This is a genomic window from Halomonas sp. BC1, assembly GCF_002078135.1.
In the GTDB taxonomy this organism is placed as follows: Bacteria; Pseudomonadota; Gammaproteobacteria; order Pseudomonadales; family Halomonadaceae; genus Vreelandella; species Vreelandella stevensii.
Map to the genome: position 1 here is coordinate 21232 of NZ_LFGS01000016.1, position 11135 is coordinate 32366.

The 11135-nt window shown below is 59.7% G+C and carries 12 protein-coding genes; 10 read left to right on the plus strand and 2 right to left on the minus strand.

Features of this window, described 5'->3' with window-relative positions:
- Positions 1-160: 160 nt before the first annotated feature.
- The 7 genes from tkt to B7L72_RS12975 all read left to right on the plus strand — a co-directional run bounded on the left by tkt (position 161) and on the right by B7L72_RS12975 (position 7128).
- Complete coding sequence (gene tkt / locus B7L72_RS12945) at positions 161-2152, plus strand: transketolase (protein WP_081194862.1); 1992 nt, start codon at positions 161-163, stop codon at positions 2150-2152.
- 36 nt (positions 2153-2188) lie between these two features.
- Entirely contained in the window at positions 2189-2542 is a 354-nt protein-coding gene (locus B7L72_RS12950; protein WP_081194868.1) for a CidA/LrgA family protein, read from the plus strand.
- Positions 2532-3254: an LrgB family protein gene (locus tag B7L72_RS12955; RefSeq protein WP_062363349.1), complete on the plus strand. Its 723-nt coding sequence runs from the start codon at positions 2532-2534 to the stop codon at positions 3252-3254. The genes B7L72_RS12950 and B7L72_RS12955 overlap by 11 nt, the downstream gene beginning before the upstream one ends.
- Before the next feature lie 59 nt (positions 3255-3313).
- Positions 3314-4351 (plus strand): type I glyceraldehyde-3-phosphate dehydrogenase, encoded by a 1038-nt coding sequence (locus tag B7L72_RS12960; protein WP_081194864.1) that lies wholly within the window; start codon positions 3314-3316, stop codon positions 4349-4351.
- Between the two features lie 44 nt (positions 4352-4395).
- Positions 4396-5562: a phosphoglycerate kinase gene (locus B7L72_RS12965; RefSeq protein ID WP_081137891.1), complete on the plus strand. Its 1167-nt coding sequence runs from the start codon at positions 4396-4398 to the stop codon at positions 5560-5562.
- Positions 5563-5602: 40 nt separating this feature from the next.
- Positions 5603-6667, plus strand: a complete 1065-nt coding sequence (gene fba / locus B7L72_RS12970) for a class II fructose-bisphosphate aldolase (protein WP_016915653.1) — start codon at positions 5603-5605, stop codon at positions 6665-6667.
- 116 nt (positions 6668-6783) lie between these two features.
- A complete protein-coding gene (locus B7L72_RS12975) occupies positions 6784-7128 on the plus strand; it encodes a hypothetical protein (protein WP_016915652.1) in 345 nt (114 codons plus the stop codon).
- An 11-nt stretch (positions 7129-7139) separates the two neighbouring features.
- Here B7L72_RS12975 and B7L72_RS12980 read toward each other — a convergent pair whose 3' ends face one another.
- Positions 7140-7457, minus strand: a complete 318-nt coding sequence (locus B7L72_RS12980) for a hypothetical protein (RefSeq protein ID WP_016915651.1) — start codon at positions 7455-7457, stop codon at positions 7140-7142.
- Between the two features lie 225 nt (positions 7458-7682).
- Between B7L72_RS12980 and B7L72_RS12985 the strand changes: the two genes are divergently transcribed.
- From B7L72_RS12985 to B7L72_RS12995, 3 genes are all read left to right on the plus strand, one after another.
- Positions 7683-8381, plus strand: coding sequence for an HAD family hydrolase (locus B7L72_RS12985; protein WP_016915650.1), 699 nt, complete (start codon positions 7683-7685; stop codon positions 8379-8381).
- Between the two features lie 19 nt (positions 8382-8400).
- Positions 8401-8775 carry a translation initiation factor Sui1 gene (locus B7L72_RS12990; protein WP_016915649.1) on the plus strand — a complete coding sequence of 125 codons (375 nt, stop codon included), beginning with the start codon at positions 8401-8403 and terminating at the stop codon, positions 8773-8775.
- Between the two features lie 61 nt (positions 8776-8836).
- On the plus strand, positions 8837-9745 hold the full coding sequence (locus tag B7L72_RS12995; protein ID WP_081194866.1) for a nuclease-related domain-containing protein: 909 nt from the start codon (positions 8837-8839) through the stop codon (positions 9743-9745).
- On the opposite strand, the gene B7L72_RS13000 is transcribed toward B7L72_RS12995, so the two are convergent.
- On the minus strand, positions 9742-11073 hold the full coding sequence (locus tag B7L72_RS13000) for a deoxyguanosinetriphosphate triphosphohydrolase (RefSeq protein WP_039183558.1): 1332 nt from the start codon (positions 11071-11073) through the stop codon (positions 9742-9744). The two genes, B7L72_RS12995 and B7L72_RS13000, sit on opposite strands and share 4 nt — an antisense overlap.
- Between the last annotated feature and the right edge of the window lie 62 nt (positions 11074-11135).

Below are 11135 nucleotides of genomic sequence, written 5' to 3' on the forward strand. Positions count from 1 at the left end.
TATATAGAAGCAGCAGAGCCTTTTCACTACTACTTCGGGAGGCAGAGTCTACACGCTGTTGGGGGTTCTTCCCAGAACGCACCTCGAGAATTTGCCGCCGCCGAGGAAGTCAGCGACAATAGCGCTTTTATTCTTTCCGTTTTCAGGCGAGGAGCACCCCATGCCGTCCCGTTTTGAGCTGGCCAATGCCATTCGCGCCCTTTCCATGGATGCCGTTCAGAAGGCCAAATCTGGCCATCCCGGCGCACCCATGGGCATGGCTGATATTGCCGAGGTGCTGTGGAATGACTACCTCAAGCACAACCCCGAAGACCCCAAGTGGGCCGATCGCGACCGGTTCGTGCTGTCGAACGGCCATGGCTCCATGCTGCTCTACTCGCTGCTGCACCTGAGCGGTTACGAACTCAGCCTGGAACAGCTGCAAAACTTCCGCCAGCTGCACTCGCCCACGGCAGGCCATCCTGAGTACGGATACGCCCCCGGCATCGAAACCACCACCGGCCCCTTGGGCCAGGGCTTTGCCAACGCCGTCGGCTTTGCCATTGCCGAGAAAACCCTCGCCGCACAGTTCAACCGCCCCGGCCACACCATCGTTGACCACCACACCTGGTGTTTCCTGGGCGATGGCTGCTTGATGGAAGGCATTTCCCATGAGGCGGCCTCGCTGGCCGGCACTCAGCAGCTGGGTAAGCTGATTGCTCTGTACGACGACAACGGCATCTCCATCGATGGCGAAGTCGAAGGCTGGTTCACCGACGATACCGCCAAGCGCTTCGAGTCCTACGGCTGGCACGTGGTGCCCAACGTCGATGGCCACAAGCCTGAAGAGATCAAGGCCGCCATCGAGCTGGCGAAGAGCCAGGACGACAAGCCGAGCCTGATCATCTGCAAGACCATCATCGGCTTTGGCGCCCCCAACAAGCAGGGCAAAGAAGAGTCCCACGGCGCACCGTTGGGTGACGATGAAGTAGCGCTGGCGCGCAAGCAGCTAGGCTGGGAGCATGCCCCCTTCCATATCCCCGAGCCCATTTACTCCGCCTGGGATGCTCGCGAAGCGGGTAAAGCTCGCCAGCAGGAGTGGGAAGGCCGCTTCGCTCGCTACACCGAAGCATTCCCCGAGCAGGCCCGTGAGTTCAAGCGTCGCATGAAAGCGCAGCTGCCCACGGAGCTGGCCACCGAAGCGCTGATCGAGCAGGCCCAGGACAAAGGCGAAAGCATCGCTTCACGTAAAGCCTCCTTTGAAGCGCTGAACGTGATTGGCCCGCAAATGCCGGAACTGCTCGGCGGCAGCGCTGACCTCGCGCCCTCCAACCTGACGTTCTGGAAAGGCGCCAAAGCGATCACTCCTGAAGATGCCAGCGGCAACTACCTGCACTACGGTGTGCGTGAATTCGGCATGGGCGCAGTGATGAACGGTATCGCCCTGCACGGTGGTTTCGTTCCTTATGGCGCGACCTTCCTGATCTTCATGGAGTACATGCGTAATGCCGTGCGCATGGCGGCATTGATGGGCCAGCAGGCCATTTACGTGTTTACCCACGACTCCATCGGTCTGGGTGAAGATGGCCCGACCCACCAGCCCATCGAGCAGCTCACCAGCCTGCGCACCACGCCCAACCTGAACACTTGGCGTCCCTGCGATGCGGTGGAGACGGCGGCGTCCTGGGATGCGGCCATCAAACGCCACTCCGGCCCCACTGCGCTGGTACTGTCGCGTCAAAACCTGCCGCACCAGCCGCGCACCAAGGCCCAGTTAGCCGCCATCCAGCGCGGCGGTTATGTGCTGAAGGATTGCGACGGCACGCCCGCGCTGATCCTGATTGCCACGGGCTCCGAAGTCTCTCTGGCGATGGACGCCGCGGCCGAACTGGAGCAGCAGGGTAAAGCCGTGCGCGTAGTCTCCATGCCGTCCGCTTACCGTTTTAATGGCCAAGACGCTGACTACCGCGAAAGCGTGCTACCCAAAGCCGTCACCAAGCGTATTGCCATCGAAGCTGGCCATGCCGACTACTGGTACAAATACGTTGGTCTCGATGGCCGCGTGATTGGCATGACCACCTTTGGTGAGTCGGCCCCGGCTGGCGAGCTGTTCAAGCACTTCGGCTTTACCGTCGAGAACATTGTTAAACAAGCCAATGAGCTGCTGGGTTAATCCCCTGTTCACGGGTCACGCAGTGCGGGCATCGCGATGCCCGCGCTAAACGGTCTGCTATGGCTAATTAGCTACTGGTTGATCGGAGAAGTGGTCATTCACTTCTCCGGTTTACCCATCTCTTCTGGGGTGGTGGGCATGCTGCTGCTGTGCGCCACCCTCGCTATGATCGGCAGAGTGCCCTCCAGCCTTGCTGCCGCTGCCCAACCGCTGATTGCACTCCTGGCTATGCTGATTATGCCGGGCGTGGTGGGTGTATTCTTTATTCTGAATGAGCTGGCAGGCCAATGGCTAGCCATTGTGGCCGCCCTGCTACTCGGTACGCTGCTCAGCGTGTTCACCACCCTATGGTTACTAACGCGTTTGATGGGGCGCAGCCATGCTGACTAACCTGCTGCCCACCTTAACCGCAACGCCTTTACTGGCCGTTGGACTAACGCTGGCCGCTTATTTGGTGGGCAGCGCAGTTTTTATACGGCTGGGTAAGCCCTCCTGGCTGCCCGCTATTTTGATCGCGGCACTCCTTTTGGCCGCAATACTGGCGCTGTTAGGGCTGCCTTACGCCACCTACCAGCAGGGCGCTACGTGGCTAACCGTGCTGTTAGGCCCCGCTACGGTGGCGCTGGGTATGCCGCTTTACCAGCAACTGCCGCACATCCGTGAACTCTGGCGACCGCTAGCCGCCTGCCTGCCTATTGCTGCTGCTTTGGCGGCTTGCTATGCCTTGGGCATTGCGTGGCTGTTGGGGGCGAGCCCAGACATTTTGGCCTCCATTGCGGCAAAGTCGGTGACCGCGCCTATTGCCATCGGCATCACCGAACAGCTCGGCGGCAACGTGGCGCTGTTAATGGGCTCGCTGCTAGTAACCGGCGTGCTGACCATCCCCTTTGTTAGCTTGGCGGCCCGGCTGCTACGTATCAACGATGAGCGCATCATCGGTTTTGCGCTGGGGCTCAATGGGCACGCCATTGGTACCGTGCGGGCGTTTGATATTAGCCCTACCGCCGGGGCGTTTGCCTCGCTCGGAATGAGCCTAACCGGTATTTTTACCGCGCTGCTGTTGCCGCTGGCGTGGCGGCTAGTGGGCATCGGGGCTGGGTAAGCAACCCCCGGTGAAATACGCTATCATCGGGCCACTTTTACTAAGAGCCGCATCGCAACATGGCGAACGCAACCGCTAAGTTCCGCATTGCTATCAATGGTTATGGGCGCATTGGCCAGTGCGTGCTGAGAGCACTGGTGGAACGCCAACACCCTGGACTTGAGGTGGTGGCGATTAATGAGCTTTCTGACCTCGCCACCATCACCTATCTCACCCGTTACGACACCACCCACGGGCGTTTCCCAGGTGAGGTGGACAACGATGGCAGCGCTCTGCTCGTCAACGGCCAGCGCATCCACGTGCTGTGCGAACGCGACCCGCAAGCGCTGCCCTGGGGTGAGTTGGATATCGACCTAGTGCTGGAGTGCTCGGGTAGCTTTAAGGATCGCGCCACCGCCGAGCAGCACTTAACGGCTGGGGCCAAGCGGCTGCTGTTCTCCCAGCCCGCTGAAAACGATGTGGATGCCACCATCGTGTGGGGCATCAACGAGCATGAGCTTACCCCCACCCAGCGCATTCTCTCTGCGGCGTCCTGCACCACGAACTGCTTGGTGCCGCTGCTTACCGTGCTGGATGAAGCATTGGGTCTGGAGCACGGCGTTACCACCACGATTCACTCGGCCATGAACGACCAGCCAGTCATCGACGCCTACCACCAGACCGACCTGCGCCTTACCCGCTCGGCGATGCAGTCCATCGTCCCGGTCGATACTGGGCTTGCGGTGGGCATCAGCCGTCTGATGCCAACGCTGGCAGGCCGCTTCGAATGTCTGCACGTGCGCGTTCCCACGATCAACGTCTCGGCCATGGATGTCTCGCTTACCGTACGCCGCGACACCGATGCCCAGCAGGTCAATGCACTGCTGCGCGAGGCCAGCCAACAGCGGCTGGCAGGCGTGCTGGGCTATACCGAGGCCCCCATGGCCTCCATCGATTTCAATCACGACCCTCGCTCTGGCATTCTGGACGCCACGCAAACCAGAGTGGCAGGCAAGCGCCTGCTCAAGCTGCTGTGCTGGTTTGACAACGAGTGGGGGTTTGCCAACCGTATGCTGGATATCAGCCAGCGGCTGGCAACGCTACGCCAGCGGGCATGACCGCCACGACCTTTCATTCGCTTGAACACGAGGAAACCGCTCACATGAACGTGCAAAAGATGACCGACCTGCCCCTGGATGGGCAGCGCGTACTGATTCGTGAAGACCTGAATGTGCCGATCAAGAACGGCCGTGTTTCCAGCGATGCTCGCCTGCGTGCTGCGCTGCCGACCATACAAGCTGCCGCCAAGGCGGGCGCCAAAGTACTGCTCATGAGCCACCTGGGCCGCCCCACGGAAGGTGAACCCGCTGACGAGTTCTCGCTGGCCCCTGTCGCCGAGCACCTGGGCGAACTGCTCGGCAGCCCCGTCAAACTGGTCAACGACTACCTCGACACCGCCCCGACGCTGCAGAACGGTGACGTGGTGTTGCTGGAGAACGTGCGCTTCAATCGTGGCGAGAAGAAAGACGACGAACAGCTTGCCAGGCAGTATGCCGCACTGTGCGACATCTTCGTGATGGACGCCTTTGGAACCGCTCACCGTGCCCAGGCCTCTACCCATGGTGTCGCGCGCTTTGCTCCCCAGGCATGTGCTGGCCCCCTGCTTGCCCAGGAGCTCGATGCCCTGGAGAAAGCGCTGGCCAATCCCGCACGCCCCATGGCGGCCATCGTCGGCGGTTCGAAGGTCTCCACCAAGCTGGACGTGCTGAACGCACTGTCGGAAAAATGCGATCAATTGATCGTCGGTGGTGGTATCGCCAACACCTTTATTGCGGCAGCAGGCTATAATGTGGGCAAATCGCTCTACGAAGCAGACCTGCTCGACCAGGCCAAGGCGCTGATGGCCAAGGTGAAGATTCCGCTGCCTACCGACGTAGTGGTGGCCACCGAGTTTTCCGAAGCAGCAGAGGCGGTGGTCAAGCCCGTCGATCAGGTGGCAGACAACGAAATGATTCTGGACATTGGCCCCGACACGGCCGCCCACTTGGCCAGCCTGCTCAAGGATGCTGGCACGATCCTGTGGAACGGACCCGTGGGCGTGTTTGAAATCGACCAGTTCGGCAAGGGGACCGAGGTCATTTCCCGCGCCATTGCCGACAGTGCCGCGTTCTCTATTGCTGGAGGTGGAGACACCCTGGCGGCCATCGACAAGTACGCGATCGCTGACCGAGTCTCCTATATCTCGACCGGCGGCGGAGCATTTCTCGAATACGTGGAAGGCAAGCAGCTGCCGGCCGTTGCCGCGCTGGAAGCCGCTGCTCAGCACTAATACTTAGAACTCTGAACATACAACCCAATAAGGTGACCCCATGGCTTTGATTAGCATGCGCCAGATGCTCGACCACGCCGCCGAATACGGCTACGGCATTCCCGCGTTCAACGTGAACAACCTGGAACAGATGCGGGCCATCATGGAAGCCGCTGACGCGACTGACTCCCCGGTGATCGTGCAGGCATCTGCTGGCGCACGCAAATACGCTGGCGCCCCCTTCCTGCGCCACCTGATTCTGGCGGCGGTGGAAGAGTTCCCGCACATTCCGGTCGTCATGCACCAGGATCACGGCACCAGCCCGGCTGTCTGCCAGCGCTCCATTCAGCTCGGCTTCTCCTCCGTGATGATGGATGGCTCCCTGGGCGAAGACGGTAAAACGCCGATGGATTACGACTACAACGTCGATGTGACCCGTCGTGCCGTGGAAATGGCCCATGCCTGTGGGGTTTCCGTGGAAGGCGAGCTGGGTTGCCTGGGCAGTCTGGAAACCGGCATGGCCGGTGAAGAAGATGGTATTGGAGCCGAAGGCAAGCTGGATATGGAGCAGATGCTCACCGACCCGGAAGAGGCTGCCGAGTTCGTCAAGGCGACCCATGTGGACGCCCTGGCCATTGCCATCGGCACCAGTCATGGCGCTTACAAGTTCACCAAGCCGCCCACGGGCGATACGCTCTCGATCCAGCGTATCAAAGAGATCCACGCTCGTATTCCGGATACTCACCTGGTCATGCACGGCTCCTCCTCGGTACCCCAGGAGTGGCTGGAAGTGATCAACCGCTACGGTGGTCAGATCCCGGAAACCTACGGTGTACCGGTGGAAGAGATCATCGAGGGCATCAAGCACGGAGTGCGCAAGGTCAACATCGATACCGACCTGCGTCTGGCCTCGACCGGCGCCGTGCGTCGTTTCATGGCCGAGAACCCATCAGAGTTCGATCCGCGCAAGTTCCTGAAAGAAACCGTCACAGCCATGCGCGATCTGTGTATTGCCCGCTATGAAGCCTTTGGCACCGCAGGCAACGCGAGCAAGATCAAGCCGATCAGCCTGGAAGCCATGTTCCAGCGCTACGAGCGTGGTGAGCTGGCGCCCAAGATCAAATAAGCAGCGCCTCGCGACGACATCAAGGCGGCCTTCGGGTCGCCTTTTTTATTGCAATGCAGCAATAATGCGCTATTACTAAACAACACCGCCCATTTCTTCACCAGGTAGCCTTCTCCATGAAGCACACCCCTCTGCCAATGCTGACACCGCCCCTGATGTTCCTTGACCTGTGGAAAGCAGGCATCATGGGCATGGAGCTATGGAGCTCTTCGCTCTCCACGATCTCCATGCGTCAGCAACTATGGCAAACGCAGCCCTTTTTCAGTCCTGCCATGATGCGTGAAAACCAGCGCATGGTGACTGAAAAGATCGAGGCCAGCGTGGAAGCTGGCCTCATCATGCAAAAAGTCTTGTTCAGCGCCATGCGCGGTCAGTACGCGCCATGGTGGACAACCAGTCAACAAGCCATGAAGCCTTACCATCGGCGCAGCAGTGCCAACTCACGACGCTTGTCGCGTTAAGCGGCATCGCATTACTGATCGCTGCTTTGCTCTTCACTGCTCTGTTCGTCTTCACCTTGCAACATGGCGTCATCGGCACTGCCGGTGCCCCCAGTGCCGCCTTCGGCATGCTCTTCATCATCGTCGCCAGCATCTTCCTGCGCTTGTGAGGCGGGCTGTTCGTCGCGTCGGACGGCCCCCGCCTTGATGCCGTACGTCTCTTCCAGCGCCGCATCATCCAACGCTTCGTGCTGTCCATTCTCAGCCGCGGTGTCTGCCCACGCGCTGGCCGCGACTACACACAAGGATGCACTCAAAACCCAAGGTAATAGCCAAGGGGATACTCGCATATCAATCTCCTTTTTCATGATGCATGTCGTTGCACCTGTTCACTATAGCCGCTCCGAGGGATAAGCACCTGCCAGGGGCTTTCCCGACGTGCAGCGACTCCGCCATCGACGAAAACGTAAAAAATTATCAAACAGTGTTCACAAAGGAGCTAAAATCCCGTTCAATAGCAAGATGGTCGGCTTACCCCAACATGCGTAGTGCTTCAGGTACTGCAAGGAACTGACATGCCGCTTCCACTTTTGTTGTTTGACTGTGATGGCACGCTCGTCGATAGCGAACCCCTGCTTGCCGAAGAAATGGCACGCGGCCTCAATACGGTGGGGCTTCCCTTCGCTGCCTCCGACTATATGGGCGAATTTCGTGGCGCCCGCTTTCGCAGGATCGTCGCCGAGCTGCAGGACCGCCATGGTCAAGTCGACATCGAACAACTCGAGCGCATGGAGCACGATATGCGCGCCAACCTGGCCACGCGACTGACCAACGAACTCACCACCATTCCCGGGGCACTGGAAGCACTGGAAGCCTTGTCGCACTACCCCAGCGCGGTGGTTTCCAACGGCCCGGAAACGAAGATACGCGCGGCGCTGAAAGCCACGGGCCTGACCCATTACTTCGATAATCGCCTGTTCAGCGGCTATACCGCCAACTGCTGGAAACCCGAGCCGTGCCTGCACTTACATGCGGCCAGCATCATGGGGTTTGCTGCCGCACAGTGCATTGCCATCGACGATGCGCTGGTCGGCGTCAGGGCAGCACTTCAAGCGGGCATGACGGTGATTCATTTAAACCGCTTTCCAGATGCCGAAAATACCCCGGAAGGCGCTATCATGATCAGTAACATGTATCAGTTGCCTGCCGTTGTGGAGCGTTTGACCCGCGAGCGATGGCACACGGCAATGCCGCATCACTCGACAGCGAAATAACCCTCAGCAGAGACAAGACATGGCTTCATTACGTGACCAACTGGGTGGTCTGGTGTATTCCACCGAGCATGGCAAGACATGCCCCCAGTGCCGTGCCGCCATCGACGACTGCCACTGCGAAGACGCCAGCGAACAGGCACGATTGGCTACGTTGGATGGCATCGTGCGAATTCGACGAGAGACCAGTGGCCGCAAAGGCAAGGGTGTGACCACCATCAGCGGTATACCGCTGGCCCACGCGGAGCTGAAAGCACTGGCCAAGACCCTGAAGCAGCGCTGTGGCACCGGTGGCGCCGTCAAGCAGGGCGTGATCGAAATCCAGGGAGATCATCGCGAAACCCTGCGTGACGCGCTAACCTCCATGGGGTATCAGGTAAAATTGGCAGGCGGTTGAAGTATTGATGTAGCACCAATCGCTCTACTTCTGGTAAACGGCTCAAGGGCAAGGCATCGCAATGGTTTGGTTGGAATACCTGCTACCTCTCATTTTCCTGTTTCCGATGGCGGCAATGGGCGGTATCGTGCTGGCGCTGCGCAGTCTGCATGATGCGCGCGTGCAGTCCCCTTTCGATGCCCCGCTTCACGAGCCTGGGCAGGCACTGCGTTACCGGCTGGATCAAGCATTCTCGAGCCTGTTTCTAAACGGTACGCTAGGGCCTTTGGTGAGTCTGGCGCCCTTGGTCTACGGCATGGGCCGCATGCTGTTCGTGGAGCAGCAGGACTGGGTGGAGTGGGCACTGTACGGGCTGCTCAGCACGCTGCTGGTACTGGCGTTTTCACTGCTGCTGGTACGCGATTATCAGCGTATCCGTCGCCTGAAGCTGGGGCTGGCCTGCGAGCTGGCCGTTGGCCAGGAGCTGGAGCGACTCATCCGCCCGGAGGCACACCCTTACTATGTGTTTCACGACGTACCTACCGACAGCTTCACCATCGACCACGTGGTCGTGACGCCCCATGGCGTCTTTGTCGTCGAAACCCGCGCCAGAGCGCTGGCGATAGGTTCGGATGGCCGCGAGCTCAATAGCGTGGCCGTCGAACGCGAACGGCTGCGCTTTCCCCATTGGCAGGAGCGTCGCCCACTGCACAAGACGCGTCAGGGGGTCAATTGGCTCACCCAGTGGCTGGAGCGACGCTGTGGGGTGCCTGTTCCCGTTCGAGGCGTGCTGGTGCTGCCAGGCTGGCAAATCGATACCAGCGAGGCAGCTTCGGACATTCTGGTGGTCAGCGGAGAGCGGTTGTCACGCCAGTTGAGCGAGCTTAAACCGGGCCATATGAGCGACGCCATCCATGACAAGGTCATCCATACCTTGCTGGAACGGGTACGGCTGATGGAGCTAAAACATTTGCGCCACCCGTCGGTTTAATCCCCGCGCAGCCGCCCGCCCATCTCCTGGGCAAGGTCCACGGCGTAGTGGTCGGTCATGCCACCAATGAAATCCAGCATACGACGGTAGCTGTCGTAGAGCGTCCAGGAGGGCAGCGGCGTGTTTTCACCGATCAGTGCCAGCACGCGCTGATGCTTGAAAGAGCTTTGCCCGGTATGGTGTAGCTCATGGGCAGCACCAATGAACGCCTCCAGCAGAATCCCCAGCGTGGTGTAGGCACCGATTTCCAGCTTGGCCTTGCGCTCGTTCTGGAAAATGCGTTCTCTAGCCAACTGCTTGGCAGACTGCACACCCCAGCCCAGATCCGGATGGCAAAGCTCCAGCAGGTCATCGCTCAAGGTACCGCTCAGCAGCGCCTGCTCATGCTGTACAAACACGGCCGCCACATCATTGACCGCACGCTCCATGGCTGCCCCCCGCAGTAGCGCGATACGGCGGCGCTGCGAGACACTCTTGCGCTGCATCTCTTCATACTCAGGGGGAAATTCGCCAGCAATCTGACGCAGTATTTCGACGACTTCTTCGTAACGCAGAATCCCCATTTCGAGGCCATCTTCCAGATCCAGCAGCGCATAACAGATGTCATCCGCCGCTTCGACCAGCCACGCCAGTGGATGACGGCACCAGCGCTGCTCGCCCTGAGGAATCAGACCCACGGCGTCAGCGACTTCCTTGAGCAACGCCTGCTCGGACTGATAACAACCAAACTTGCCAGCGCGGCCACCATAGCGAACGGTCCAGGGGTATTTCAACAGAGTCCCCAGGGTTGCTGCAGATAACCGCATGCCGCCGTTGAACTGGTTGTACTCGATCTGCGTAATGACACGAAATCCCTGAGCATTACCCTCATAGGTCAGCAGATCCTGGCGCTCCTGTTCAGAGAGCCCCTCCAGCAAGCCACTCCCCTCGGCACGGCGAAACCAGTCACGAATGGCATATTCACCGGCATGGCCAAAGGGGGGGTTACCGATGTCGTGGCCGAGACAGGCCGTTTGCACGATGACGCCCAGGTCAGCTGGGGTGATCCACTCCGGCAGCCGATCACGCAGCAACTCGCCGACGATCATGCCCAACGAGCGGCCCACACAGCCGACTTCCAGGGAGTGGGTCAACCGCGTATGGATATGGTCATTTTCGGTAAGGGGATGCACCTGCGTCTTGCGCCCCAGGCGACGAAAGGAGCCTGAGAAGACGATGCGGTCATGGTCCTTGTGGAAAGGAGTGCGCCCTATTTCGCGGTTACTGCCGGGGCGCTTGTCATGTAAGCGCTGAGGGGAAAGTAACTGATCCCATTGCATTTGTGTCATCGGCACTCCTCCTTGGAGCCTTCATTCTGACATAAAAGCACCAGGTGTAGACAAATTTAACG

Excerpts from the sequence above, each read along its gene's own strand:
- tkt (WP_081194862.1), top strand. The coding sequence starts at position 161 with ATGCCGTCCCGTTTTGAGCTGGCCAATGCCATTCGCGCCCTTTCCATG.
- B7L72_RS12950 (WP_081194868.1), top strand. The coding sequence starts at position 2,189 with ATGCCCGCGCTAAACGGTCTGCTATGGCTAATTAGCTACTGGTTGATC.
- B7L72_RS12955 (WP_062363349.1), top strand. The coding sequence starts at position 2,532 with ATGCTGACTAACCTGCTGCCCACCTTAACCGCAACGCCTTTACTGGCC.
- B7L72_RS12960 (WP_081194864.1), top strand. The coding sequence starts at position 3,314 with ATGGCGAACGCAACCGCTAAGTTCCGCATTGCTATCAATGGTTATGGG.
- B7L72_RS12965 (WP_081137891.1), top strand. The coding sequence starts at position 4,396 with ATGAACGTGCAAAAGATGACCGACCTGCCCCTGGATGGGCAGCGCGTA.
- fba (WP_016915653.1), top strand. The coding sequence starts at position 5,603 with ATGGCTTTGATTAGCATGCGCCAGATGCTCGACCACGCCGCCGAATAC.
- B7L72_RS12975 (WP_016915652.1), top strand. The coding sequence starts at position 6,784 with ATGAAGCACACCCCTCTGCCAATGCTGACACCGCCCCTGATGTTCCTT.
- B7L72_RS12980 (WP_016915651.1), bottom strand. The coding sequence starts at position 7,457 with ATGCGAGTATCCCCTTGGCTATTACCTTGGGTTTTGAGTGCATCCTTG.
- B7L72_RS12985 (WP_016915650.1), top strand. The coding sequence starts at position 7,683 with ATGCCGCTTCCACTTTTGTTGTTTGACTGTGATGGCACGCTCGTCGAT.
- B7L72_RS12990 (WP_016915649.1), top strand. The coding sequence starts at position 8,401 with ATGGCTTCATTACGTGACCAACTGGGTGGTCTGGTGTATTCCACCGAG.
- B7L72_RS12995 (WP_081194866.1), top strand. The coding sequence starts at position 8,837 with ATGGTTTGGTTGGAATACCTGCTACCTCTCATTTTCCTGTTTCCGATG.
- B7L72_RS13000 (WP_039183558.1), bottom strand. The coding sequence starts at position 11,073 with ATGACACAAATGCAATGGGATCAGTTACTTTCCCCTCAGCGCTTACAT.